General features: G+C 69.6%; 24 protein-coding genes. 16 read left to right on the top strand and 8 right to left on the bottom strand.

Features of this window, described 5'->3' with window-relative positions; all coding sequences use genetic code 11:
* Positions 1–199: 199 nt before the first annotated feature.
* Complete coding sequence (ychF, locus tag FSYMDG_RS04060; RefSeq protein ID WP_013872318.1) at positions 200–1276, bottom strand: redox-regulated ATPase YchF; 1077 nt, start codon at positions 1274–1276, stop codon at positions 200–202.
* Positions 1277–1308: 32 nt separating this feature from the next.
* On the opposite strand from ychF, the gene FSYMDG_RS04055 reads away from it, so the two are divergent.
* From FSYMDG_RS04055 to FSYMDG_RS04015, 9 genes are all read left to right on the top strand, one after another.
* The gene (locus FSYMDG_RS04055; protein WP_258165221.1) at positions 1309–2022 is read left to right on the top strand and encodes a DNA recombination protein RmuC; all 714 of its coding nucleotides are present in this window, start codon (positions 1309–1311) and stop codon (positions 2020–2022) included.
* A gap of 253 nt (positions 2023–2275) precedes the next feature.
* Positions 2276–2719, top strand: coding sequence for a DUF6542 domain-containing protein (locus FSYMDG_RS04050; protein ID WP_237702979.1), 444 nt, complete (start codon positions 2276–2278; stop codon positions 2717–2719).
* Between the two features lie 1262 nt (positions 2720–3981).
* A complete protein-coding gene (locus FSYMDG_RS04045; protein ID WP_013872314.1) occupies positions 3982–4908 on the top strand; it encodes a glycosyltransferase family 2 protein in 927 nt (308 codons plus the stop codon).
* On the top strand, positions 4899–6137 hold the full coding sequence (locus FSYMDG_RS04040; RefSeq protein WP_013872313.1) for a glycosyltransferase family 2 protein: 1239 nt from the start codon (positions 4899–4901) through the stop codon (positions 6135–6137). The genes FSYMDG_RS04045 and FSYMDG_RS04040 overlap by 10 nt, the downstream gene beginning before the upstream one ends.
* Positions 6134–7348 (top strand): glycosyltransferase family 4 protein, encoded by a 1215-nt coding sequence (locus tag FSYMDG_RS04035; RefSeq protein WP_013872312.1) that lies wholly within the window; start codon positions 6134–6136, stop codon positions 7346–7348. The genes FSYMDG_RS04040 and FSYMDG_RS04035 overlap by 4 nt, the downstream gene beginning before the upstream one ends.
* Entirely contained in the window at positions 7338–9797 is a 2460-nt protein-coding gene (locus FSYMDG_RS27120) for a hypothetical protein (protein WP_013872311.1), read from the top strand. Before FSYMDG_RS04035 ends, FSYMDG_RS27120 begins: the two co-directional genes overlap by 11 nt.
* Positions 9794–10597, top strand: a complete 804-nt coding sequence (locus FSYMDG_RS04025; protein WP_013872310.1) for a hypothetical protein — start codon at positions 9794–9796, stop codon at positions 10595–10597. Before FSYMDG_RS27120 ends, FSYMDG_RS04025 begins: the two co-directional genes overlap by 4 nt.
* A gap of 143 nt (positions 10598–10740) precedes the next feature.
* Positions 10741–11907, top strand: a complete 1167-nt coding sequence (locus FSYMDG_RS04020; protein ID WP_013872309.1) for a glycosyltransferase family 4 protein — start codon at positions 10741–10743, stop codon at positions 11905–11907.
* A 91-nt stretch (positions 11908–11998) separates the two neighbouring features.
* The gene (locus FSYMDG_RS04015; RefSeq protein WP_013872308.1) at positions 11999–13840 is read left to right on the top strand and encodes a lipopolysaccharide biosynthesis protein; all 1842 of its coding nucleotides are present in this window, start codon (positions 11999–12001) and stop codon (positions 13838–13840) included.
* Positions 13841–13894: 54 nt separating this feature from the next.
* Here the strand turns inward: FSYMDG_RS04015 and FSYMDG_RS29960 are convergent, their stop codons facing one another.
* Both FSYMDG_RS29960 and FSYMDG_RS25770 read right to left on the bottom strand, forming a co-directional pair.
* Positions 13895–14218 carry an acyltransferase gene (locus tag FSYMDG_RS29960; protein ID WP_431307070.1) on the bottom strand — a complete coding sequence of 108 codons (324 nt, stop codon included), beginning with the start codon at positions 14216–14218 and terminating at the stop codon, positions 13895–13897.
* Between the two features lie 44 nt (positions 14219–14262).
* Positions 14263–14556 carry a hypothetical protein gene (locus FSYMDG_RS25770; RefSeq protein ID WP_131772137.1) on the bottom strand — a complete coding sequence of 98 codons (294 nt, stop codon included), beginning with the start codon at positions 14554–14556 and terminating at the stop codon, positions 14263–14265.
* A 518-nt stretch (positions 14557–15074) separates the two neighbouring features.
* Between FSYMDG_RS25770 and FSYMDG_RS04010 the strand changes: the two genes are divergently transcribed.
* Positions 15075–16307: a hypothetical protein gene (locus tag FSYMDG_RS04010; protein ID WP_131772136.1), complete on the top strand. Its 1233-nt coding sequence runs from the start codon at positions 15075–15077 to the stop codon at positions 16305–16307.
* A gap of 195 nt (positions 16308–16502) precedes the next feature.
* Here the strand turns inward: FSYMDG_RS04010 and FSYMDG_RS04005 are convergent, their stop codons facing one another.
* Positions 16503–17471: a 4-hydroxy-3-methylbut-2-enyl diphosphate reductase gene (locus FSYMDG_RS04005; RefSeq protein ID WP_013872306.1), complete on the bottom strand. Its 969-nt coding sequence runs from the start codon at positions 17469–17471 to the stop codon at positions 16503–16505.
* A gap of 137 nt (positions 17472–17608) precedes the next feature.
* On the opposite strand from FSYMDG_RS04005, the gene xseA reads away from it, so the two are divergent.
* The 5 genes from xseA to FSYMDG_RS03975 all read left to right on the top strand — a co-directional run bounded on the left by xseA (position 17609) and on the right by FSYMDG_RS03975 (position 23034).
* A complete protein-coding gene (xseA, locus tag FSYMDG_RS04000) occupies positions 17609–18859 on the top strand; it encodes an exodeoxyribonuclease VII large subunit (RefSeq protein WP_013872305.1) in 1251 nt (416 codons plus the stop codon).
* 631 nt (positions 18860–19490) lie between these two features.
* Positions 19491–20303, top strand: a complete 813-nt coding sequence (locus tag FSYMDG_RS03995; protein ID WP_013872304.1) for a polysaccharide deacetylase family protein — start codon at positions 19491–19493, stop codon at positions 20301–20303.
* A gap of 113 nt (positions 20304–20416) precedes the next feature.
* Entirely contained in the window at positions 20417–21595 is a 1179-nt protein-coding gene (locus tag FSYMDG_RS03990; RefSeq protein ID WP_237702977.1) for a glycosyltransferase family 2 protein, read from the top strand.
* A gap of 126 nt (positions 21596–21721) precedes the next feature.
* Positions 21722–22117: a hypothetical protein gene (locus FSYMDG_RS03985; protein ID WP_013872302.1), complete on the top strand. Its 396-nt coding sequence runs from the start codon at positions 21722–21724 to the stop codon at positions 22115–22117.
* A gap of 671 nt (positions 22118–22788) precedes the next feature.
* Entirely contained in the window at positions 22789–23034 is a 246-nt protein-coding gene (locus FSYMDG_RS03975) for a hypothetical protein (RefSeq protein WP_193353090.1), read from the top strand.
* A gap of 119 nt (positions 23035–23153) precedes the next feature.
* Here FSYMDG_RS03975 and FSYMDG_RS03970 read toward each other — a convergent pair whose 3' ends face one another.
* From FSYMDG_RS03970 to add, 3 genes are all read right to left on the bottom strand, one after another.
* A complete protein-coding gene (locus tag FSYMDG_RS03970; protein ID WP_013872301.1) occupies positions 23154–23471 on the bottom strand; it encodes a type II toxin-antitoxin system PemK/MazF family toxin in 318 nt (105 codons plus the stop codon).
* On the bottom strand, positions 23468–23668 hold the full coding sequence (locus FSYMDG_RS03965) for a hypothetical protein (RefSeq protein ID WP_013872300.1): 201 nt from the start codon (positions 23666–23668) through the stop codon (positions 23468–23470). The genes FSYMDG_RS03970 and FSYMDG_RS03965 overlap by 4 nt, the downstream gene beginning before the upstream one ends.
* An 83-nt stretch (positions 23669–23751) precedes the next feature.
* Positions 23752–24825, bottom strand: a complete 1074-nt coding sequence (gene add, locus FSYMDG_RS03960) for an adenosine deaminase (RefSeq protein WP_013872299.1) — start codon at positions 24823–24825, stop codon at positions 23752–23754.
* 251 nt (positions 24826–25076) lie between these two features.
* Between add and FSYMDG_RS03955 the strand changes: the two genes are divergently transcribed.
* Positions 25077–25358, top strand: coding sequence for an exodeoxyribonuclease VII small subunit (locus tag FSYMDG_RS03955; protein ID WP_043602911.1), 282 nt, complete (start codon positions 25077–25079; stop codon positions 25356–25358).
* 23 nt (positions 25359–25381) lie between these two features.
* Here FSYMDG_RS03955 and FSYMDG_RS03950 read toward each other — a convergent pair whose 3' ends face one another.
* Complete coding sequence (locus tag FSYMDG_RS03950) at positions 25382–25939, bottom strand: DUF4245 domain-containing protein (RefSeq protein ID WP_013872297.1); 558 nt, start codon at positions 25937–25939, stop codon at positions 25382–25384.
* Positions 25940–26162 lie beyond the last annotated feature (223 nt).

Raw genomic sequence — 26162 nt, 5'->3', positions numbered from 1 at the left:
CCCGCTCCGGGCGGATGCTGCCGCGGAAAGGACAGTCCCCGCCCCGCGGAGCACTCGCCGGCCAGGCCGAGGCATTTGTCGATCCGGGCAGCGCCCTCTGCCCCGCGGAACACCCGCCCGAGGCGGCCAGCGTGCCTGACGCCTTGCGGACGGTCCCTCCGCCGGGACCATCCGGCAGCCGGGCGGAGGCGGGGCGGGACTACACGTTGAAACGGAATTCGACGACGTCGCCGTCGGCCATGACGTAGTCCTTGCCCTCGACACGGACGCGGCCGGCGGCGCGGGCGGCGGCCATCGAGCCCGCCGCCGTCAGGTCGCCGAAGGAGACCACCTCGGCCTTGATGAACCCGCGCTGGAAGTCGGTGTGGATGACACCCGCGGCCTCGGGCGCGGTCGCGCCAACCTTGATCGTCCAGGCCCGGGCCTCCTTCGGCCCGGCCGTCAGGTAGGTCTGTAGGCCCAGCGTGTGGAAGCCGATCCGGGCCAGTTGCGCCAGGCCGCTCTCGGACTGGCCGAGGGAGGCCAACAGCTCGGCGGCGTCCTCGTCGGGGAGCTCGGTGAGCTCGGCCTCGACCTTCGCGCACAGCACCACCGCGTCGGCGGGGGCGACCAGGGCGGCGAGCTCCTTGAGCCGGCCGGTGTCGGCGAGGGCGTCCTCGTCCACGTTGAACACGTACAGGAACGGTTTGGCCGTCAGCAGGAACAGCTCCCGCAGCGCCGCCCTGTCCACACCCGGCTCGGACGAGAGGGTGCGACCGGCGTCGAGCACCTCACGGGCGTGCTTCATGGCGGCGAGCAGGCCCTGCCTGCCCTTGTCGACCCGGGCCTCCTTCTCCAGTCTGGGCAGGCGCGCGTCGATGGTCTGCAGGTCGGCGAGGACGAGCTCGGTGTTGACGGTGGCGATGTCGTCGGCGGGGTCGACCCGGCCGTCCACGTGGACGACGTCCGGGTCGGAGAAGACCCGGACGACCTGGCAGACCGCGTCCGACTCACGGATGTTGGCCAGGAACCTGTTCCCGAGCCCCTGCCCCTCGGAGGCGCCGCGGACCAGGCCCGCGATGTCGACGAAGCTCACCGTCGCCGGCACCGTGCGGGCACTGTGGAAGACCTCGGCGAGCCGGTCGAGGCGGGGGTCGGGAACCCCGACGACGCCGACGTTCGGCTCGATGGTGGCGAACGGGTAGTTCGCGGCCAGCACGTCGTTGCGGGTCAGCGCGTTGAACAAGGTCGACTTGCCGACGTTGGGTAGTCCGACGATCCCGATCGACAAGCCCATGGGGTCGCAGTCTACGGTGCCGACCGCGTCGCCTGTCGGCCGCCGACCGCCGGTGGCCGTCGGCCGTTGACCACCCCGGCGGACAGGGCCGGGCGGACATGGTCGTCCATCTCGCGGGCGGCAGGAACATCATCGTGGACGCCAAAGTGCCGCTGCTGGCCTTTCTCGAGGCCACCGAGGCTCGCGACGAGCGGCTCCGGGACGAACGGCTGGCCGCGCACGCCCGGCATCTGCGAGCGCACGTGGACGCGCTCGGCGCCAAGGCGTACTGGCGGCACCTGGCCACCAGCCCGGAGTTCGTCGTGTTGTTCGTGCCGGCCGAGGCGTTCCTCGCGCCGGCGCTGGAGAAGGACCCGACGCTGCTGGAGCACGCCGCCGCGAAAAAGGTCGTCATCGCGACCCCGACCACTCTGATCGCGATGCTGCGCACGGTCGCCCACGCGTGGACCCAGGAGGCGCTCACCAGCCGGACCAGGGAGATCTTCGAACTGGGCAGGGATCTTTACACCCGCCTCGGCACCCTCGGTGAGCATGTCGACCGGCTCGGCCGTTCACTCAGCCGGACGGTGACCGATTTCAACACGGCGGTGGGATCCCTGGAGAGCCGCGTACTGGTGCCGGCGCGCCGGCTTGCCGCCATGGAGGTGGTGGAAAACGTCCTGGCGACACCGTCGCCGGTGGAAACCGGCGTACGAGCCCTGTCCGCGACCGAACTTGCGGGCAGGGCGGATGGTACGCCCGGATGATGTCACCGAGGAGCACCGAAGGTCGCCGAAAGTTTAGCGGTAGCACTGAAAGTGATGCGCCCGACTGTCCCGCGCGATAACGACACTCGCCGGTGACACCTGGGGCAACGCCGGGCGGTACCTTGCCCAAGTGAACTCGCCACCTCGTCGTTCGTCGACCGGTCCGTCCGGCCGCGCCAGAGGTGTCGGCCCACCAGACGTTCGGCGCGGGCGTGCCCAGGGCCGACGCGGCGGCGAGGCACCCACCGTGGTGATGGGCAGCCGACGCGGTCTGACCGTGCTCGGCGCGGCTCTCCTGCTCATCCTGGCCGGGACGGTCGGCGCGGCCATCGACGTGGCGCTGTCCGGCTCCCCGGGAGCCGCCTTCGGCGTCCTGTTCGTCGCCGGCTGCATCCTCGCCACCGCCCGGGTGCATTCCGACGACTTCCTCGGGATCGTCATCGCGCCACCGCTGGTCTATGCGCTGATCGCCGTTGGTGTCGGATTCACCCGATCGTCGGGCAACGGCGGCGGTGGGCTGAAGAGCAAGGCGATCAATATCGGATCTGACCTGATTCTGCGAGCTCCCGTCCTTTTGCTGGGTTTCGCGGCCGTTGTCCTCATCGCCGCGATCCGCGCGCGACGCGCGCAAGTTACCCGGCGCGTACACGAACGAAACCTCAGGCCACCTGGGAATCCCCGCCGGCCGACCGGCTAGCGACCGGCTAGACGGCTCGCCGGAACGGTACCGGACAGATATCCGGTACCGTTTTCAGTGTGCTCGTAGATGCACATCGTGGGCTGTGGGAACGCCGGTGCCACCAGGCAGCGCTCGACGCGGGCGGCGGTCCGCGCGGTCGAAGATCCGCCAGAGGCTGCCTGGCCCAATGGTGGACAACCTGTCGCTGTGGTCATCCTCGTGCCGACCATCGGCATTACCGCCCCGGGTCGGACTGCGGACGCTGCCCGTGCCCTGCTTTCTCCCGCGCCCACCCGCGTTCTTAGCGGGGCCCGGACCCGACGGATGTCGGCCGTCCGGGTGCGCCCCGCCCGATACGAAGATCCACCGACTCCGACCCAGTTGGGCCTCCCGACTCCCGGACTGCCAGGGTATAAAAATATCATAATAATTATCCTGTTGGCAGAAATAGCCAGAGCACGTTATCTGGAACACGTTATTCAGATGGTGGGCCGACATAGACTGCAAAGGACTCCGCGAGTGACGGTGAAATTCGTCACAGGAATCAGCAGCGGACCGGAATGTAAGATCAGGACAACGCATTGTCGCCATCCGGACACCAGACATGCGGACACGAGAGGAATTTGTGCGGGCATCCGAGGGCGGCGACAACCGGGGCGGCCCGGGCCCTTGCCCAGCGTCTTGCCCGTCGGAACTCCATGCGAACATTTCGCTACTCTTAGTTATTTAAACTGCGCCGAGCAATATCGTTGTCACAATTCCAGTAGATCGCGATTCACTTTCAGAACTTCCGCCACGCAAAAATGAACAACTTGTAAACAACATGCAAACAATATTTTTGCGCCCCGCCCGACCGGGACTCCCTCCAGGGGCGATGCTAAATTCTTGACCGCGAACTCTCGTCAATCAGTTGGATCATCGCCAATCAATTGGATCATGAGTGCCCCAGTGATCCCCGCGACCAACAGCGGCGGCCATACAGTCCTTGCGGCTCCCGCCCGCTCGCGGAACACTGATCCGTGGCACCTTTGGCCGACCAGAAGATCACGAACGTCCAACGGCGGGAGATGACGCAATAGACTCGTGATGACGGCTGTCGATCCTGCGCCCGGGGGGGACATGCGACGACAGTCACAGCACGCCGTCAGGAAGCGCCGGATCAAACTACTGAAACGGCGATCACCGCAGGGAAAAAGCCGACAGCGAACTGGGGGCACCACATCGGCTCGGGTCTACCTGGCCCACGGTGCATCCCGACATCCAGTTACTGGGGGGAACAGGTGTCCGGACGCTCGGACCTATCGACGACTGTCAAGATTCCGACTGTCAGCGTCATCATTCCGACGCTCAACGAGGCGCGCAATCTTCCGCATGTCTTCAAGAACCTGCCCGCCGACGCCGAAATCGTCCTCGTCGACGGCCGATCGACCGACGACACGGTCGCGGTCGCACAGTCGCTGCGTCCTGACATCATAATTGTCAACCAGACCCGTCGCGGTAAGGGAAACGCGCTCGCGTGCGGTTTCGCCGCGGCCAGCGGCGACATCATCGTCATGCTCGACGCCGACGGCTCGGCCGACCCCGCGGAGATCGGCGAGTTCGTCCGGGCTCTCACCGCCGGCGCGGACTTCGCAAAGGGATCCCGTTTCATCAACGGTGGCGGCAGCAACGACATCACCCGTATGCGGCGGGCCGGCAACTCTTTCCTCAGCGGCCTCGTCAACATTTTCCTGGACTGCCGGTACTCGGACCTCTGCTACGGCTACAACGCGTTCTGGCGGCACTGCCTGCCCGCCCTCAGCCTGGATCCGGGCAACCATTCCGACACCTATGAATGGGGAGACGGCTTCGAGGTCGAGACCGTTATCAACATGCGGGTGGCCCGCGCCGGGCTGCGCGTGGTGGAAGTACCGAGCTTCGAGCACCCCCGTATTCACGGAGTCAGCAACCTCAACGCCTTTTCCGACGGCCTGCGGGTCCTGCGCACCATTCTGGTCGAATCCCGCGGCTCGCGCGGCCGGCGGCGGAGGCTGGTACCGCGCTGGTCCACGGCGGCCGCGGTCGGCCCGAACCTGACCGTCCTGCGGCCCCAGCAGGCACGCGGCGAGACCCCGGAAGGCGTCCGCCTGGAGGTTTCCGAAGCTGACGCGGGTGTGGGCGCTATGGGCACCGTGGGTGCGGTCGGCTCCGAGGCGGAATGCGCGTGACGGCATCCACCGGCATCACCCCGGGCGGAGCCGACGACTCACATCCAGCCCCCGGCCCCTCCCAGGCAGCGGCCGGTACGGCAGCCGCCGGTGCGACGGCTGCCGTACCGGCCCCGGTGATCCCCGCACAGGCCCATCCCGTCGGGATCGTCACGGCGCGACCCGCCGCAACGGCGCGGCCCGTGGACGCGGCACGACCCGTGACCACCGCGCGGCCCGCGGACGGTGAAGCGCAGATCAGCACGCCCCCGGCGGCGCTGGCCGCGTCCGTGGTGATCTGCGCGTACACCCTCGAACGCTGGGACGACCTGGTCGCCGCCATCGCGAGCGTCCGCCACCAGCGGACGACAGCACACGAGATCATCCTGGTCGTCGATCACAACGACGCCCTGCTCGCCCGCGCCCGGGCCACCTTCGACGGGGTGACGGTGCTCGCGAACACCGGCGCCCGGGGTCTGTCCGCGGCCCGTAACACCGGCGTGCGGGCCGCTCGCGGTGACATCGTGGTGTTCCTCGACGACGACGCCCACGGCGCACCCGACTGGCTCGAGCACCTGCTGGCCCCGTACGCGGAGCCGACCGTGCAGGGTGTGGGCGGTGCCGCCGTGCCGACCTGGCCGGCTCCGGGCCGGCCGGCGTGGTTCCCCCCCGAGTTCGACTGGGTGGTCGGCTGCAGCTACGAGGGCCTGCCCACCTCCGCCCAGCCGGTCCGCAATCCCATCGGCGCGGCGATGTCCTTCCGCCGGAGCGTCTTCGACCGGGTCGGCGGCTTCAGCGACGGCATCGGCCGGATCGGGTCCACCCCGCTGGGGTGCGAGGAGACCGAGCTCGGCATCCGGCTGCGGCAGGCCGACCCACAGGCGACCATCCTCTACGAGCCGCGCGCGCTGGTGCACCACCGCGTCACGCCGGCACGGGCTTCCTTCACGTACTTCCGCAAACGCTGCTATGCCGAGGGACGGTCGAAGGCGATCATCTCGGGGCAGGTCGGCAGCGCGGACGCCCTGGCCACGGAACGCACCTACGTGTACCGGACGCTCCCCCGCGCCGTCTGGCGCGACATGCGCACCCCCGGCCGGCGCCGCGGCGCCGCGAGCATCGTCTCGGGGCTCGTGCTCACGGCCGCCGGATATCTGCACGGCCGCCTGCTGCAACCGGTCGCCGCCCGCCGCGGCAGGGCCGACGACAGGGGCGGTCAGGCACACCCGGCCGGAGGACCCACCTCGTGAAGATCCTTCTACTTGCCCAGTTCTTCCCGCCGATCGTCGGCGGTGAGGAACGACACGTCCACAATCTCGGCCGGCGTCTGGCCGACCGTCACGAAGTCACCGTGGTCACCTTCGGTGACAAAACGGGGACGGCAACCCGGGACGGGATGCGTGTCCGGACCATCCGGCCGATCACCGCGTCGCTGCCCTTCCTGTACGGGGAGGGCGACCGGCTCTACGCGCCGCCGCTGCCGGACCCGGCGGTGGCCCGGGCACTGCGGCGCGTCATCGTCGAGGAGCGCCCCGACGTCATCCACGCGCACAACTGGATCGTCAACAGCCTCACGCCGCTGCGCCTGACGACCCGCGCGCCGATGGTGCTCACCCTGCACGACTACAGCCATGTCTGCGCCACCAAGCGCTTCATGTACCTCGGCCAGCAGGTGTGCGCCGGCCCGTCGCCACGACGGTGCGTCCGCTGCGCCCACGACCACTACGGCGGGCCGGTCGGCCTCGCCACGGTCGCCGGCAACCAGGGCGGCCGTGCCCTGCGCCGGCTCGCCCTGAACCGGATCATCGCGGTGAGCTCGGCGGTCGCCCGACACAGCGACCTTGCCGCCGGCGGCATACCCTTCGAGGTCATCCCGAACTTCATCCCGGACGAACTGCTGGAAACCAGATCGCACACCGTCCCCGGCGGTATGACCGCGGGCGGCTACCTGCTGTACGTCGGTGATCTCAGCCGGGACAAGGGCGTCGGGATCCTGCTGGACGCCTACGCCCGGCTGGCCGCCGACCGCCCGCCGCTGCTGATGGTCGGCCGCCGCACGCCCCACCTGCCGGACCGCCTGCCGGCCGGGGTCGTCGTGGCCGAACCATGGGACCACGAAAAGATCATGCAGGCGTTCGCCGGAGCCGCGTTCGCCGTCGTCCCGTCCATCTGGCCGGATCCCTGCCCCACCGTGGTGCTGGAGGCGATGGCCGCCGGTGTCCCGGTCGTCACGACCGGGATGGGCGGCATCGCGGACATGGTCCGGGACGGGGAGGACGGCGTCGTCGTCCCGCCATCGGAGCCGGCGGCCCTGGCCGCGGCGATGAACCTGCTGCTCGCCGACCCGTCCCTGCGGCAACGGCTCGGCCGGCGCGCCCGCGACCGTGCCGCGAGCTTCACCGCCGGCGAGGTGGTACCGCGCATAGAGGCCGTTTACCGAGACCTGGTCCATGCCCGCTGAATCCCGGCCCACCGAAACCCGGCCCACCGAAACCCGGATCATCAGGGCCCGGTCCGGCAGATCCCGGACGCCCAGCGCGGACAGCACGGCCAACGACGACACGACCCGCGTCAGCACGGTCGACAACGCCGTGCCGACGGGCGGAGGCGGGCCGCGGGAACATGCCGACACCACTGTCATCACGGAGTTCGTGCCCGGGCACACCGTCGGATCCATCACCCACGCGAGACACGGCGTCCACGACAATGACCGGGTGGAGGAGAGCACACAGCCACCGGCCGCGCATGCCACCGGCTCCGACACGACCGTGGTCACGCGCGACCCGGTGGCGGATCTCCTCGAACCGGTCACCGGGCCGGCCGCCGAGCCGGTCGGCGGCACCGGCACGAGCCGCGGGCCGTTACTGGACTGGCGCTCGTGGTGGTCGTGGCGGCCGCGGCGGAAGGTACCGGCGTTCCGGGACGACCCGGCCGGCACACGGTCGGCCGATGTCCCCGTCGTCGACGGGCATCCGGTCGCGCGGCCCGTCACCGCGGGCCTGGCCAGTCATGATCTGACCGGTCCCGACCGGTCCCGCACCGTCGCGACCGTCATGGCCGCTGGGGTGCTGCTGGTCGCGGTGTCCTACGCGCTCGGCCGTCGTGGGCATCCGGACGTGGGCACCGCGTTGCTCTGGCCCGGGCTGATCACGGTCTTCGTCGCCGGCGTGGCCCGCCTGCTGCGGACGGACACCTCCCGGCGGGAACGGCTGCGGGTGTCGGTGCTGCTCGGTGTCGGCCTCTACTTCTGTTTCGAGCTGACCCAGATCGCCGCCGTCCGCGAGTTCGACGAGCTGCTGCACCTGCGCACCCTGCTCGACCTGCAGGCGACCGGCGGTGTCTTCACCCCGCATCCGGGCCTGCCGGTCAGCCCCCGCTTCCCAGGGCTGGAGCTGCTGACCAACGCCGTCGTCCAACTGCTCGGCGTGCCGAACCAGGTGGCCGTGATCGGCGTCGTCCTGCTGGCCCGCGTCCTGCTGGTGTACGGCCTGTTCCTGCTGATCGAGCGCCTGAGCCGGTCCGCCTACGCGGCCGGCGTAGGGGTGGCGATCTACTCCTGCAGCCCGCAGTTCTTCTTCTTCAACGCGCAGTTCGCCTACCAGACCCTGGCCATCGCCCTGACCGTGCTGCTCCTGCTGGTCGTCGTCGACCGTGCCCGGTACGGGCGGGTCACCGCGGGCGTGCTGGTCGTGATGACGTGGATCACGCTGGCGCTGACCCACCACATCACAAGCTGGATCGCCGTGGGGTTGCTCGCCGGATGGACGTTGTGCGCGTTCGCCCGCCGGGACCGCGCGGACGGCAGGGTGCTCGCCCGTGTCACCCTGGTCGGGCTGGTGGCGACCGTGGGCTGGGCGCTGGTCAACATCTCGATGCTCCGCGACTATCTGGGCCCCATCCTGTCGGAAAGCTTCCACCAGGCCGGCAGTGTCGCCAGCGGTGAGACCAAGAGCCGCAAGATGTTCACCGACTCGGCCGGCACGCCCACCCCGACCTGGCAGATCGTCGCGCTGCTCGGCACCACCCTGCTGTGGTCGGTGTCGATCGTCCCGCTCGGCCCGTTCAGGTTCCGGCCGCAGACCGACGGCCGGCAGGCGACGCTGTACCGGCTGTTGCGGCTGATGCACCTGGCGTTCCCACTGTCGATGGCGGGCACCGTCACGCCGCGCACAGCCGAGCTGTCCACCCGCCTGTCCACCTTCGTCTACCTCGGCATCGCCGCCGTGCTGGGCCTCACCGTCGCCAGCTACCTGGCGACCCGCCGCGCGACCAGGCAGGGGTTCCTGCGGCGGCTCACCGGCGCGTTCGCGATCTTCGTGTTCATCGGTGGGACGGTCCTGGGTTCGGGCGCGGACTGGTCACGGATGCCCGGGCCCTACCTGGTGATCGCCGACGGGCGTTCCATCGACCCGTACGTGGTCGCCGCCACCAGGTGGGCGAACACCGAACTGCCGGCGGGCAGCCGGATCGCGGGCGACCGCGAGACCGGGACCTGGCTGATGAGCATCGGCCGCCAGTGGCTCGTCACCGGTCTGGCCAGCGGGGCGAGCGCCGGGCCGCTCTACTTCAGCACCACCCTCGGCGACTACGAACGCGCGGTCATCGCGGTCGGTCGCATCCAGTACGTCATCGTCGACACCCGGCTCGCCGACGGCCTCCCGCACGAGACGTTCTACACGGAGAACGGCGAGGCACCCATGGGTACCCGGCTGACAGCGGCGATGCTGGCGAAGTTCGACACCCAGCGGGGCTCGGTGAAGGTCTACGACAACGGGCCGGTGAAGATATACGACGTCACCGCCCTCGGGGCTGCAGCGCCAGCGGCAGCCGCTGCAGCGTCTCCAGCCCCGCAGGCGACAGCCCCGCGGGCAACACCGGCGGCACCGCAGCCCGCGGGAGGTGCCCGGTGAGCGCCGTGGCGGCCCTCGCACAGACCGTCCTCGGAATCGCGATCCTCGCGCTCGGCGTTGCCGGCCTGCACGCGATTCTCGCCCGGAGCGCCAGAGCCGGGACCAGCCGTGGCAACAACAGCCCCGGCGCGCACGGTTCCGGTGAGCGCGACCGTGCGGTGGACGGTTCTCGGGTGAGCTCCCCGCTCGTCTCCCGGTCGGATCCCCCGGCGAACATCGCCGCGCTGCTGCTGCTCACCGTCGCCGGGCTGATGGTCGGCTCGCTGGTGGTGGCCGCGGTCGGGCACGCCGGCAACCCGCTCGCCTACGACCTGCTGTTCGGTGCCGTGGCGGTGGCCCTCGCCGCCGTCGGCGGCCTGCGGCCGGCCACCGTCGTGGTCCGGCTCCGCGAGCGCCTGCCCTGGTATGTGGAGTGCTGGCGGCCGGCTGCCTGGACGGCCGGGGGCTGGCGGACGGGCCCTCGCCGGGCCGCGCTGCTGGTGTCCGTCCCGGTCCTGATCCTCGCCCTGGCGATCGGCCTGTCGTGGTGGTCGGACGAGACGACCACGAACGAGCCGGTGACAGCGCTCGGTGCCGTCCGGACCCAGTCGGGCCTGGCGGTCACCGTCACCCGGGCCGACAGCGACAGCGGCGATCTCACGCTGGAGGTGATCAACAGTGTGGGCCGGCACTGGCGGACGCCGCTGGCACCGGACAGGGACAAGGTCGACGTAGCCGTGGAGAACGCGGCGGTTCCCGCCCCGACCACGATCCACCTGCTCGCCGGCGAAAAGATCATACAGTCGATAACCATTCCATGACTCAGAGCATTTACGATGGCGTCCCGCCCGCATTCCGGCCCAACCGGCCGTAACCCGCACAGCCGTAACTTGCACAGCCGTAACCCGCTACCGACGTGTCGTGCCCTGACACCCGCGTTCGCCACCTCGAGGGAGCAGTAACCGTGCCCGGACGACTTCGCGTGCTCCAGGTCACCCCTCGGTTCTTCCCCGACATGGGAGGGATCGAGACGCATGTCTACGAGACGGCCCGACGGCTGAACGCCATGCCCGGCCTGCGGGTGGACGTCCTGACCACCGATCGTGACGGCAGCCGGCCCCCCGTCGAGGTGGTCGAGGGGATTCGGGTGCGGCGGGTGCCCGCCTGGCCACGGGAGCGCGACTACTACGTCGCTCCACGTATCCGCGCGGCGGTCGGCGGTGGCTACTATGACCTCGTGCACTGCCAGGGGGCGCACACCGCCGTCCCGGTCATCGCCATGACCGCCGCGCTCGCGGCCGGCACGCCCTACCTGGTCAGCCCGCACACCGGCGGCCACTCGTCGGCCATCCGCCACCGGCTGCGGGGCGCCCAGTGGCGCGCTCTCGGCCCGCTGCTGCGCCGCGCCCGGCAGGTGGTATGCGTCGCGGAGTTCGAGAAGGAGATGTTCGCCCGGCTGGCACGGGTGGCCGTCGACCGGCTGCGGGTCGTCCCGAACGGCGTCGAGCCCGCCAGCACCACCACCGACATCCGGCCCGACGCCGACGCGCCGACCGTGGTCTCGGTAGGCCGGTTCGAGAAGTACAAGGGCCAGCACCACCTGATCGCCGCGCTGCCCACCCTGCTCGAGCGGGAACCGCGGGCCCGGCTGGTACTGGTGGGACGCGGTCCCTACGAGGACGAACTGCGGACCCAGGCCGCCCGGCTGGGCGTGGCCGACCAGGTCAGCTTCACCTTCGTCCCGCCGGCCGAACGCCAGGCCATGACCGACCTGCTGGCAGGCGCGCACGTGGTCGCCCTGCTCAGCGAGTACGAGGCCCACCCGGTCGCCGTGATGGAGGCGGTCGCGCTCGGACGTCCGGTCGTGGTCGCCCCCAGCACCGGTCTCGGCGAGCTGGCCGACCGCGGCCTGGCCGAACGGGTCGACGACCCGGCGGACCCGCGCACAGTCGCCGCGACCCTGCTCCGCCACCTGACCGCCCGGACCACCGCGGGAGCGGAGGTGACCGCGGAAGGGAACACCGGGAACACACCGGCCGGGGCCAGCGGCCATGGCACGCCGTCCACGCACCTGCCCACCTGGGACGACTGCGCCGGCGCGCTCGCAGACGCCTACCGGGCCCACGCATGACGCGCCACCGTCCGCCAGTGGACACGATCCGCCCGGGACCATCCACAGTAATGATCAGCACGGCGGACGGGACAGTCGCGCCAACACCGCCATGAACAGCGCTGACGGGAATCGCGCTGGCAGGAATGCTGACAGGAACATCGTCGGCGTCAACAGCGGCGCCACCGCCGGCCCGCCCGCGAACGACATCACCGCGAACGGCATCACCGTGGGCAGTACTGCCACGGCAGGCATCACGACCGACATCACGGCGACCGCGCCCGTGGCGAGGGCTGCCGAAAGCCCACCGCCGGAGGAGACCAGGCACGGTCACGCCGGTCTCGCGCAGCTGCTGGCGATCGCGATGTCCATGGTGGGGACGCAGATCGTGACATCCGTCCTCGGGGCGGTGTTCTGGTCCCTGGCCGCACGCACCTACGCCGTCCACGAGGTCGGGGTGGGGTCGGCGGCCATCGCGGCTATGACGGTCCTCGGTTCCGTCGGGATGCTCGGCCTGGGCACGCTGCTGATGGCCAAGCTCCCCACGGTCGAACGGGAGTCGGACCGCCTCCGGCTGATGCGGGCGTCCATCGCCGTTGTCGGGGTCACCTCCGGCCTGCTCGCGCTGGTGTGGACCGGGGTCACTCCGTTCCTGTCCGAGACGTTGCGCCCGGTCAGCTCGAGCGTGCTCGCCGCCGTGCTGTTCTGCGTCGGGGTCGTCCTGTTCGCGGTGACCTCCACCCTGGACTTCGCGCTGCTGTCGGCGGCGCGGGGGGCCGTGCAGTTCGTCCGCAACGTCGTCACGTCGGTGGTCAAGCTCGGGCTGATCCCGGTGTTCGTGGTCATCGGCTGGACGTCCGGGCTGGATCTCTACCTGTCCTGGGTGGCCGGCATGGCCCTGTCCCTGCCGGTCTGCTACCGCTACTTCCGCCGGCCCGCGCCGGAGGAACGGTCACCGGACGGCGCTGGCGCCGCGGCCACCCCCCGCCAGCGGTTCGCCGGGCTCCGACAGCTGCGGGAGATGCGTAAGGAAGCCGGTGGGCACCACCTGCTCAACCTGGCACTGCAGTTGCCGACCCTGCTGCTGCCCATTCTCGCCGCGCTCGCCGCGACCGCCGCGGACACCGCCTATTTCACGACCGCGCGCCTTGCCGCGACCTTTTTCTTCATCATTCCGTTCGCGCTGGCCATCGCCGTGTTCGCGCAGTCCGGGCAGAACGAGGAACAGGCACTGGCGAAGATCCGCTCGACCCTGCCGCTGGGACTCGTGGCGGCCGTCGCCACCTTCCTGATCGCGGCGCCCTGCGCCAGTCTTGTCATGACCATCTTCGGTGGCGCCTACACCAGCGGGGTGGCCGTCAGCGCGTTCCGGATCATGATGCTCGCCGGGGTACCCCTGGTGATCAAAGATCACTATGTCTCGCTGCGGCGGGTGCAGGGACGGCTGGGATCCGCCTTGCGAGTGGTCGGCGCCGGAACCGCCATGGAGATTGTTTTCGCCCTCGTCGGTGGCCATCTCGGCGGGGTGAACGGCCTGTGCTGGGGCTGGCTGCTGGCGGTGGTGCTGGAAGCCGTGATCACCCTGCCACCGCTGGCGGTGGTCTGGCGCGAGCCCAGGGCCACGATCGCGATGGCCAGCCCCCAGGCGAACACCACCACACCGCTCACCGGCGTGTACCAGCGAATGGCCGCCAGCTTCTACCCGCTCGAGCTGCTCCGTCCGATCGACGAACGAGACCTCGCCCGCTACATCGACAACACGGACAGCACCAGCGGTGAGGCTCGCCGTACGCACGAGCGGACCATCTCCATCTGGCACCGGCCCAGCCGGTTGGAGCGCCTGCCGGACGAGAGCACCGTGCGTCTGCGGCCGTCCACCAGGCGTGCCCTGGCCAACCGCCCGCCCCCCAGCACCGACCAGCATCGGCCGTCACGGCAGAACCAGCCCGAATGACGGGAACATCCTGATCGCAAACAGCTGTCCCGGGCGCTTTGGGCCGTGCCCCGGCTACGCCTTCGCAGCCGTGGACGCGGTAACCGGGGGTGTTGGTGCGCTGGGAGACACCGTGACGGACGTCAGCGATGCGGCGAGTGTCTCCGGGACGGGGTTTTCCCGCGGGGCGGGGCTCTCCCGCGGGGCAGTGGCCTCCTCCGGGGCTAGGTCGTGAACCCGGCGGGCGGGCGATCCAGCGTAAAGCCCGTAGGGCTTGCAGTCCCTGTTGACCAGCGAACCGGTGGCAATCACACAATGATGGCCAATGGTCACGCCAGACATCACGATCACCCTGCTGCCGAGCCAGCAGTCGTTCCCGATGGCAACCGGCTTGGCCACCACCTCGCTGCTGACCTCACCATTGACCACGTCATGCGTGGAGGTCAGAATCGTGACCTGGGTGATATCTTGACTCGTTCACCGATCCGTACCGGTGCCGAATTTTCGATGAAACACATCGAGCCCATCCCTGATCCGCAGGCAAAGCTCGCGCGATGACCGACGACGGAGCCCGGCAGGATGTTCATCGTCCTGGTCTGCACGCCACCGAGACGATAGAGCAGGAAGCGAAGCGGACGCGGGACGAGAAAAGACCCGCCTATACCATTGACGTTGGTTCCCCACACGAGCATCCAGAACTCGAGCCTGAGCTGCTCCCAGAGCTTTTCACGACGCACAGCCACCTCCTTCACGCGTACCAGTCGCGGCGCGGGTTCGCGGCACGGTCTCACCCCACCCACCGTCCAAACAATCGCTCCGATAGTAGCGATTCAATCACTCAAAGCAATGAACGCTGGTCGGATGTCATCACCGTGCCGGCTGACCGACCGGATACAGCGGGATACGGCGGGATACGATGTCAACGGCACCGGCGGCGCGGCGCGCGGCGCCATGTCCGTTTGCCGACCATGTCCGTTTGCCGGGCATGCTCGTTTGCCAACATGTTCGTTTGCCAGCATGCCCGTTTGTCTTCGGGACGAGTTGTCGGCGTCGGGATACCCGGCCCGCCGACGGACACCTGTATCCGTTGCCGACCGAACACATAACGGCACCAGCCATGTCGTTCTCCCGTCAAAACGGCACCGCCAGGTAGTTCGCGTCCCCCCGCTGAGCGGACGGCGGCGTTGCTGGCAGGACGGCGGACAACCACACCGGAGGTAAATCGGCGATGCCAGGCAGAACACGGTCCCAACGCGTGGCCGGACGTGACCGAATGTGGATCGGCGCCCATTCCGTCTTCGTCACCGGGCCACTGGACCTACCCGACGTCGACACGGTCCGCGCGACCATGCGGGAACTCGCCTGGATCGCTCCCGACCACCGGCTGTTCCGCCGGCCCGATCCTGGCTACCACCGGTGGCGCCCGGTGACGGGCCACGAACTCGACAGCCACTGTGAGCGGATGGTCACGGCACTCGATGACGACGTCGACGACGGCGGGCCGGAACGGTTACTGATACGGCAGTACGACGCACACGTCGACGACATCCCCTTTCGGATCGCGGTCGGCCGCGACTCGCTGGCGATGTCGTTGTCCCACCCGCTCGGGGACGCCCGGCTCGGCCTCGACACCGGCGCCGAGCTGCTGTTGGCCGCCGCGGAAGGCCGTCCGCCACTGAGCCTGCACCGGCCGTCCACCCGGCTTCCCCTGGCCCGCGCCCTGGGCGAGTACTACGGCCGGAAACCCGGGCGGGTACTCGCGACGCTGCGGACCCCGCGCCCGGCCGCGCCCGGCCCGGACGCCGGGACACAGCACCGGCCGTGGCAACCGAACTTCACCGTGGTTTCCGGGGTCCTCGCCAGGAGCACGCTCACCGACCTGCGTAAGTGGAAAGTCCGCAACGCGTCCGGGGTCACCCGGACGATGGTGGTTTTCGCCGCGGTCCGGGCAGCGGTGGAAGCGGCGGGCATGCGACCGGCGGCCGGCGGTTTCTACACCGTCGTCGACAACCGGAAATTCCTTCCGACCGGCCGCCGGCTCGACGGCAACTTCACGATTGGAATCTACGTCGAGCCGACGGACGCCCGTGATCCGGTGGCCGTGTCGGCCGCGCTGGAGTCCGCGACCGCGAACGGGCGTACGCTGGCCACGATGAGCCTGCTGACGGGCTTCGCCCAGGTCGGCCGCATCGCGGCTCTGAGCGATCGGGCGCCCTTCCCGGCACGTCCGTCCCTGGTCCTGAATCATCTCGGACGGCTGCGCGGATTCGAGAAACTACCGTGGCGGGGCGACACCTCGGATATCTACTACCTGTCGGCAACAACCCAGCGCCAGCCGGACTATGTCACCTTCCAGTTCGCCGAGCTGCACGGACACGTGTACGTCACCGTGGCTTTCCACGCGAGCATCTTCGACCAGGATGTCGTATGTCGTGCCGTGGACCTGCTCTGCGCGGATCCGGTCGCGCTGCTCGACGGCGCCCGGTGAAACGCCCGGCACCCGGCTCACGGCCGTAGGCCACTCGGGGGCGTACGGACGCGCATGAATGTCCGTGAAAAATTTCGGGCGTGCCCCGCGGATTCATCCGCGGGGCACGCCCGGAACAACCGACAGCCAACAACCGGCCGGATACGGCCTGGCTACTGGCCTGCTGGCCTGCTTACTGGACTACCGACTGACTGCTTACTGGCTACCGCTGGCCGCCCGCTCCCGGGCACGGATTTCCCGGCGGAGCTCGGGCGGCAGGGCGAACAACAGATGCTCCTCCGCCGACGTCACCTGCTGAACGTCGTCAAAACCACGTTCGGCAAGCCACGCGACAACCTCCGTCACCAGTTCCTCGGGAACGGACGCCCCGCTGGTCACGCCGATCGTCTCAACCCCTTCGAGCCAGGCTGGGTCGACCTGCTCGGCGTTGTCCACCAGATGGGCGGCGGGCACTCCGTGGTCGAGAGCGACCTCCACCAGGCGTACCGAGTTCGACGAGTTCGGCGACCCGACGACCAGGATGAGCTCGACCTGGCTGGCGATCTCCTTGACCGCCACCTGCCGGTTCTGGGTGGCGTAGCAGATGTCGGCGCTCGGCGGCCCCTGCAGCAGCGGGAACCGCTCGCGCAGCGCCCGCACGGTGACCTCGGTCTCGTCGACCGACAGGGTGGTCTGGGACAGATAGGCGACTTTGGACTCGTCCCGAACCCGGACAGCCTCCGCGTCCTCCGCGCCGTCGACGAGGTGGATGCGGTCGGGCGCCTGGCCCGTGGTACCGATAACCTCCTCGTGGCCCTCGTGGCCGATGAGGAGGATGTCGAAGTCCTCCTTGGCGAACCGGCGCGCCTCACCGTGGACCTTGGTCACCAGCGGGCACGTGGCATCGATCGTTCGCAGCTCCCGAGACCTCGCCTCCTCGTGGACGGTCGGTGCGACGCCGTGGGCGGAGAACACCACGGTCGCCCCGGTAGGAACCTCGTAGGTCTCTTCCACGAAGATCGCGCCTTTTGCCTCCAGCGTCTTGACGACGTGGGCATTGTGCACGATCTGCTTACGGACGTAGACGGGAGCGCCGTACAGCTCCAGTGCCTTCTCGACCGTCTGTACCGCTCGGTCGACACCAGCGCAGTACCCGCGCGGATTGGCCAGCAGGATCCGCCCCATGTCCCGGAGTCTACGCGGCCCGGCAGCGCCCGGAAGGCCAAACGACAACCGTCACATACCGATGTCCGGGCGGACAGCTCTCGTGCTTTGTGCATCGGCCCGAAGGCCCGCACGGCCGCGCTGGCTACGGTTATCCGATGGCGCTCACCTCCACCCCGGAGCAGCCGTTGCCCGTCCGGACGGTCGCCCGGGCAATCGGCGACTGGATCAACCGGCTCGGCCGGGTCTGGGTGGAGGGCCAGCTCACCGAGATCGTGCGACGGCCGGGCCTGGCCACCGTGTTCCTCACCCTGCGTGATCCGGTAGCCGACGTGTCGCTGCGGCTGACCTGCCCGCGGGCGGTCTGCGACGCGGTGGGGTCCGCGCTCACCGACGGCGCCCGGGTGGTGGTCCAGGGCAAACCGTCGTTCCATCCCGCGCGGGGGACGCTCGCGCTCGCCGTCACCGAGATCCGCCCGATCGGTACCGGGATCCTGCTCGCCCGACTCGAACAGCTGCGCGGCATGCTCGCGGCCGAGGGGCTGTTCGCGGCGTCCCGCAAGCGCCGGCCGCCCTTCCTGCCCCGGGCCGTCGGGCTGATCACCGGACGGGCCAGCGCCGCCGAACGGGATGTGGTCATGAACGCCCGCCGCCGCTGGCCCGCGGTGCGGATCGTCTCGCGTGAGGTCGCGGTGCAGGGACCGCTGGCTGTCGGGCAGATCATCGACGCGCTGCGCGAGCTCGACGGCGTCCCCGAGGTGGACGTCATCGTGATCGCCCGCGGCGGCGGGTCGCTGGAGGATCTGCTGCCGTTCTCCGACGAGGCGCTGGTGCGGGCCGTGGCCGCGGCCACCACCCCGGTGGTCTCCGCGATCGGCCACGAGCAGGACACGCCCCTGCTCGACTTCGTCGCGGACGTGCGGGCGTCCACTCCGACGGACGCGGCCAAGCGGGTCGTACCGGACGTGGCCGAACAGCTCGCGTTGGTGACGACGCTGCGTGGCCGGGCCCGGCGGTCCGTCGAGCAGCGCCTGGACCGGGAGGAACGGTGGCTGGCCGACCTGCGCGGCCGCCCGGCGCTGGCCGCGCCCGGGCGTGAGCTCGACCGTCACGACGAGTACGTGCGGGCGCTGCGCTCCCGTGGCCGGCGCTGCGTGCTCCACCAACTCGAACGGGCCGACCAGGAGCTGGCCCATGCGTTGGCCCAGTTGCACGCGCTGTCACCAGCGGCCACTCTGGACCGGGGATACGCGCTGGTACGCAGAGTCGCCGACGGCTCCATCGTGCGTGATCCCGCCCAGGCCACCCCTGGCGACGCGCTGACCGTACGGGTCGCCGGCGGCTCCTTCCCTGCGACGGTCGACTCCCCGCCAGCTGGCGCGCGGACACAGACCGGCACCACGACCTGACCCGAGAAGCCGCTTCGGCCCGGAAAGCCAGCATGATCCGGAACGCCGGCACGGGCCGGGAATCACGCGGGCCCGGGCCCCGAAAAGATGATCGAACCGCTTTCGGTCGACCAGGGCGGGGGGAATCAACGTCAGGCGGCGCCACCGCCGCGCATCCACCGGAGACATCGGGCCAGACCTCAGGCAAGACCTCAGGCAAGACCTCAGGAAAACTCGGTAAACCAACCGGGGACGACGCAATACATCCGGCCAGCTTCGAACAGTAGTCATTGGATTATTCCTGGGATCAGGGCACGATCCTTCACCTCCGTGGTGCTATGATTTCCAGCGGAAGATTCCAAACGTCCGTCAGCGAGTCAGAGACAGTACGATCATGCTTTTTCTGTGCTGCCGACGGCCCGCATCCCCAGGTCCCTGGGAGGAAAACATTGGCGCGACCAGTGCCGGCGCGCTCGTGTTCAGCCGGCGAAACAGTTTCCCACTGGCCCCTCCAGAGCTCTTCGATACCACGCTCCCGGCGCGATCACTATCGCGCCGGTGAATCAACGGAACAACGCGACGGAAGCAATCTCCGCTCATCGCGGCCCGGGACGGCCGGCCAGGAGAACAAAACCATCACCTGGGGCCGGGCATGACCGATGGTTTTCCCGTCCTGCCCGTGCTGATGTTCCACAGCATCGGCGACGGTGCCAGCGCGGCATTTCGCCGATGGCAGGTCCCGCCGGCGCTGTTCGCCGAACAGTTGGCCTGTCTCAGTGCGGCCGGCTACCAGCTGCTGGGCCTTTCCGAAGCGCTTTCCCGACCGGCCGGGAAACACATCGCGATCACCTTCGACGACGCTTTCGCGGATTTCTCCACCCACGCCGTCCCGGTGCTGCGGCAGGCGAACGCCGGGGCGACCCTCTACGCTCCCACCGCCTACGTGGGCGGCCGGGCGACGTGGCTGTCGGCGTACCCGGAGGGTGCGTCCCCCCTGCTCACCTGGTCCGACCTGCGGGACCTGCACGCCGCCGGCTACGAGATCGACTCGCACGGCCATCGGCACACCGACCTCGACCTGCTGGCCGGCCCCGAGCTGCGCCACGACGTCGAGACCAGCCGTCACCTGCTTGAGGACGAGCTCAGCTCTCCGGTCCAGAGTTTCTGCTATCCGTTCGGATATCACACACGCGCTGTCCGCGAGGCCGTGGCGGAGACCGGTTTCGCCTCCGCCTGCGAGGTGGGATACCGCATTCACCGCCGTGACACGTCCCCGTTCTCGATCAGCCGACTGATAGTCACCGGCTCGACGAGCCCGGAACAGACCCTCGCCCTGGTCCGCAGCGGCCAGCCCGGAGTTGTTCCGTATCTGCGACGTGGTACCCGGGCCCCGTGGCGCGTTTTTCGGGCCGTCCGGCGTGGCCTGCGCACGCGGCAGGAACCAGCCGCCCAGGAACAACCATGACCGGGTCACCCCGGCCCCGCCCCACCGGCCAGCCACACCAACTGGCCGGAAGACGGCGCGAGCCCGGTCCCGTTCATACCGCCCCAAGGCCCCGAACGTCCGTGGAGAAAACCGTGACCAGTGTCGGTATCGGTGTCGTGAGCAGTGTCAGTGTCGTGGTGTGCAGCCATCTCGTGGCACGATGGCCGCAACTTACAAGAGCTCTCGACTCGCTCTGGGACCAGAAGCTGCGCCCGGACCAGGTTGTCGTGGTCGTGGACGGCGACGACGAGCTGCTCGCCCGCCTGCGTGAGCGAGCCGGCCCCGAACTCGTCCTCAGCACCGGGGGGCGTACCGGGCTGTCCAACGCACGTAATGTCGGTATTGCCGCGGTCGACAGCGAATTCGTGGCATTCCTGGACGATGACGCGGTCGCCGATCCGTCCTGGTTGTCATCCCTTGTACAGGTCGCGGCCGCCGACCCCGACATCCTGGGAGTCGGCGGCTGGGTGACCCCCGACTGGGGTGGTGAGAAACCCGGCTGGTTCCCATCCGAGCTGCTCTGGACGGTCGGTTGCAGCCATCACGGATTACCCACCCAGCAGACGGCCGTGCGTAATGTCTTCGGTGGCTGCGCCCTGTTCCGGCGAAGCGTGTTCACCACCACCGGGGGTTTCGACACCCGCCTGGGCCGGCAGACCAAAGGAGCATCGGGCTGCGAGGAAACAGAGCTGTGCATCCGCGCCACCGCCCTGATCCCGGACGGCCGCTTCGTGCACGAACCGGCCGCGGTCATCCACCACCACGTGCCCGCCCAGCGGCAGCGTCCCTCGTACATCGTGCGCCGCTGTTGGGCGGAAGGCGCATCAAAGGCCACGCTCCGGCGTTTGTGCGCGGGCTACCGCGCACCAGCACGCGGCCCGCTCGGCCCTAAACGCGACTTCGTTCTCAAGGTGCTGCCACGCGGGGTACGCAACGGTGTCGGGGCCTCTCTCCGCGGACGCCCGGCGGGCCTCGCACGGGCCGGCATGATCGTTGTGGGAACCGGGACGACCATTCTGAGCTTTCTGCTCGCCGTGATCCGTACGGTCTTCTCGCCGGTGCGGGCGGCAGGCGGCGGCCCGGCTATCCCGGCCGCCAGTCCCGCGCCGCTGGGCACGCCGACCACCGGCACCGACACCGCCGAAGCCCCCGCTTCCGCAGATTCCCCGAGCAGCACGGACTCCCCAGCCGCCACAGGCGCTTCCAGCGCGGACGCCCTGCCCCCGGCCTCGGAAGCCGCTCCGTCCAACGTCCACACGCTCTCGGCCTGAGCCCGGCCTGAACGACCCGGACCGGTTGCCGCCGCTCCTTGCCGGACAGCGCGAGCCACGCCGAACGGATGGGTGGCGACACGGCCGCAACGGCCGCGCCACCTACCGGTAGCACCTGTATGCGCGGTGACGCTACCGACCGGCACCGAGTGCGCGGTGCTGGCGGACGGGGCATTCGCCTCGGGCCTCTATGCTGACCCGCGTGGGCTTCCGGGACGTAGGCGAGCGGCGACGGCTCCGGCGGCGGCGGCGATAGAGCTGGATGCGCTGGCGGACGCCCTCGCTCGGCTGCACGGGCATTTCGAGGTGGACGGCCATCGGCTCACCGGCGACCAGGACGGTGTCCGCGGGAAAGGAAGCATCATCCAGTCCCTGTTGAAGGGGCTGGACCTCACGGGTGCGAATTTCGGGCCGTTGAGCTGCGCCGACATCCGGTTCGAGGAGGCGGACCTCTCCAACTCCGCATGGAGCAGAATCTCCGTGCGGAGGGTCGAGTTCTCCGGATACCGGCTGGTCAGCTGATCGGTGCGGTTCGAGCGCGTCGAGGACGTCGCGTTTACGAACTGCCGACTTGACTACTGCTCGTGGACAGCGCAAAGGCTCTCGGCGTGATTTTTTGCGGGCTGCACCTTTCGGGAAGCCGAGTTCGACGGAAGGCTGGACAGGTTCGTCTTCCGCGACCGCAGACTGGACGGCGCACGTTTCGATGCGACATCGGCCGGTCAGTGCAATCTCCGGGAAGCGGATATCGCGGGTGTCAACGGCCTGCTCACACTGTACGGTACGCGGAGCTCTCCGCATCAGGCCGGTGAGGCCGGGATCATCCTGGCCGGCGAGGTAGGGATCTCGGTCGAGCAGGTCGACCTCTTCCGCAGGGCGGATCCCGCCTTGGGCCGCGACATCATGATGCCCTGGGCGCGGAACGCATAGTCGGCGAGGCGGTCCCGACCGGATCCGCTGGCCGTCACGATCGCCGAAGCGCCCCGCGGAAGCAGGCGCGCCACGCCCGAGCCGACCGGCTCCTGTCGTCCCCGCCCATGCCTCCCGCCCAGCGCACCGTTTCCGCAGTTCAGGGACAACTTCGGGGAAGATAAATGAGGATGCGGACGATAAAGTCCGTTCTATCCGCGTTCACGGAGTTCTAGCGCCCGGCTTCCGCAGTTCGTGGTAACGCGAGTCGCTGGATCTGTGCCTTGACCTGGGAAGACAGGCACGGCGGCACTGCCAGCCGGGCGGTACTCATGCGGGACGGCCGCGTCGTCGCCGACGGCCATCCCGACGACGTGGTGACCGGCGAACGCCTCAGCGACCTCTACGGGGTATCCGTCCACGTCACTGGGGTGACGCTGCCCGCCGGGCACGGCCGCCGGGAGGTGCGCGCCTGCGTCCCCATCCCCGCCGCGCCGGCCGGCCGGCCGGGGCCGGAACCCGGCGGTTGAGAACGTCGACCACGGGACGGCTCCGGCGGAGGACGGTGTCGGTGTCGGTGTCGGTGTCGGTGAACGCCACCACGGCACCGACGTCCACGCCGGCGGCCGCCGAGCCGGTGCCAGGCGGCCTACAGGCCGAGATAGCGGATCACAGCGCGTTCGACCTCGGCCAGTTCATGGTGATCCAGATAGTGGACGGGATCACCATGAACGTAGGCGACATCGAGGCTGCGGATCTGATCCACGAGAAACCTGGTCAACTGCCCGCCGATCTCCAGCGACGGCCGGAAGACGGCGGGCTGCGCGGTGGTGGAGGTGGGTATGACCGTGGCCACGTTCCACGGCATCGAGCTCGGGCTCAGTACCAGCCCGAGGCGCCGGCCGCGTTGTTCGTGACCACGCCTGGCGTCACCGAGATCCACCCGGTAGACCGCACCACGGATCACCAGACGTCGGCCTCGTCGCCGAGATCCTCGTCCGCGAGACGTTCCGCGTCACAGCGGGCACGCGACAGCCAGACCTCCCGTTCGAGCAGCCGCAACGCGCGACGGATCACGTCGCTGGTGCGCTCGTCCGGACGCATGGCAGCCTTGATGATCTGCTCGTCTTCCTCGGTGGGCCGAAAGCCGATGGTGGTTGCCATGTCTCAAGGCTACCGAGTCCGTCAAACATTCGTTGCACATTCGTAAAGCAGCCCGCAGGAAGATCAGGAAGCGGGAACGCGGGTCAAGAAGCAGCTTGGACGCGGTCGGCGGCTGCGGCGATCTCGGCGCGGAGGGCGTCCTTGAGCGGGGCGGGGGCGAACGAGTGCTCCACCGCGGCCGCGGCCAGGCCGACCACCTGGTCGCGGCGCAGCCCCAGGCTGCGCAACGCGTGCAGGTACTCGTCACGCAACGTGGTACCGAACATGGGTGGATCATCGCTGTTGAGGCTGACCGGCAGCGCCAGCTCGATCAGCGTGGGCAACGGGTGGTCCGGATAGTCCGCGACGACCCCGGTGCGCAGGTTCGACGTCGGGCACACCTCCAACGGGATGTGATGCGCCCGCAGATGCTCGACGAGGGCCGGATCGTCGAGGGCCCGGATGCCGTGGCCGATGCGCTCGGCGTGCAGATACTCGAGGGCGTCCCAGATGGTGCGCGCCCCGGTGGTCTCGCCGGCGTGGGGGACGCGGTGCAGCCCGGCGTCACGCGCGACGGTGAACGCCTCGGCGAACTGAGGGCGGGGCACATCGACCTCCGGCCCGCCGAGACCGAGCGCGATCACGGACTCCCGGCGGTTCAGCGCGAACTCGACGGTGCCCTCGGACGCGGGGCGTAGGTTCATGTTCGGCAGGCCGGGAATATCGGTCACCCACCGCACCTGGATGCCGGTTTCCCGCTCGGCGTCCAGGCGGCCCCGCTCGATGCCGCCGAAAAGCTCGTCGGCGTCGATGCCGCGTTGGATGTGCAGGAACGGCGTAAAGGTGATCTCGGCGTACCGGACTCCCTGGCCGGCGAGCCCCAGCGCGGTCTCCCTGGCGAGGACGGCGAAGTCGTCGGCGTCCCGCAGCACCCGGACGGCGGCCAGATAGACCTCGATGAAGTGGTCGAAGTCGCGGAATTCGTAGAACTTCGTCAGGCCCTCGATATCGGTGGGAAGATCGTCCACCCCGTGGCGGCGCGCAAGGGCGAGCAGGGTCCGCGGACGCATGGATCCCTCAAGATGGACGTGCAGCTCCACCTTGGGCAGCGCGTCGACGAACTCCTCGTCGCTCAGCCCGTCCGCCACCTCCTGACGGCCGGCATCGCTCACGCTCATCAGACATCACCCGCGCGGACGTCACCAGTTCGCATGTCGGGAGACGATCGCTCCAGGCCACCCGTCCCGTCAAGCAGGGCTGACGCCACCCACCGGCGCGATATCCACTGGAACTCCGCCGGAACGCCTACCGGGCCAGGCGACGCCGTCCGGCACAATACCGTCCCGTACCGTTCCGTAACCGGTCCGAGCCTGCTCCGAGCCTGCTCCGAGCCTGTCCCAGGCCTGCTCCAAGCAGGGCCGGCCGAACCATGAGGAGGCTGAAGGTGCCGGGGTCGAGCGACACGCCAGAGCAGCAGCCGTCACCGGTGGGGCAGCAGCCGCTGACGTACGAAAGGGCCCGCTCGGAGCTGGAGGACGTCGTCCGCCGGCTGGAGGCCGGTGGCATCACCCTGGAGGAGTCGCTGTCGCTGTGGGAACGCGGCGAAGAACTCGCGAAGGTGTGCCAGGCGTTCCTGGAGGGAGCCCGCGCCCGCCTCGACAGCGCTGTCGACGCCGCCGGTACCGGCCCGGCGGATCCGGGCGTCCGCTGACGCACGGCCCGCTGGCGCGCGGCCTACGGCGCGGCGTGCGGGCGCAGCGACGCCGCGAGCACCCCCAGGTCGGCGGCGGACGCCCCGCCCTTGCCACCGCCGTCGGAGACGATCAGCACGACATCACCGACCTGGCGGGTCAGCGCCAGATGGCCGGCATCGTCCCGTCTTTCCTGCCAGGACGCTCCGGCGAACTCGACAGTCCCCGTCACGGGCCGGTCCCCCAGGACGCGTTTGACCGCGTCCCGGGCGTTGCTCTCGTTGAGCTGCGCGTACGTCCTGTCATCCGGGCGGTCGACGACGTACCCGATCGTCAGCTCGACCGTTCCCGGCGCGGTGTCCGACAGCCCCGAGGTGCGGACCGAGGTGGGCTTCCAGTGGTCGGGCAGACCCGTCGGCGCCAGGACGTCGAAGGGCGCCAACCGCGCGAACGCGGCCACCGGGGCGGCCGTGTCCACCGTGCGCACCGGGTCGCCGCCGCCTCTGGGCATGAACAGCGCGACCAGCAGCACCCCGGCCATCACCACCCCGAGGGACAGCGCCATGTCTCGGATCGTTTCCTGACCGCGTCGTCGTGCCATCGTTCCATCCTGCCGTCCCGGGGATGCGGCCCGACGGGGCAGTCGGCCCGCTCGGTCCCTTTTCGTCCGTGGCGATCCCGCATCGGTCATCGCCGGACGGTGGTCTCCGCGCCGGATCCCGTGCCCGGTCGGCCGCCCGTCATGGCGCCGGATCGCGGTGGATCGCGCCGGATCGCGCTGTCGGCGTCCCGGGGGCACACCCGCGACGACCACACACCGCATT

This window comes from Candidatus Protofrankia datiscae (assembly GCF_000177615.2).
GTDB classification, from domain to species: domain Bacteria; phylum Actinomycetota; class Actinomycetes; order Frankiales; family Frankiaceae; genus Protofrankia; species Protofrankia coriariae.
The sequence above is the reverse complement of the archived record's forward strand: the minus strand, read 5'-3'. Positions and strand labels throughout refer to the sequence as shown.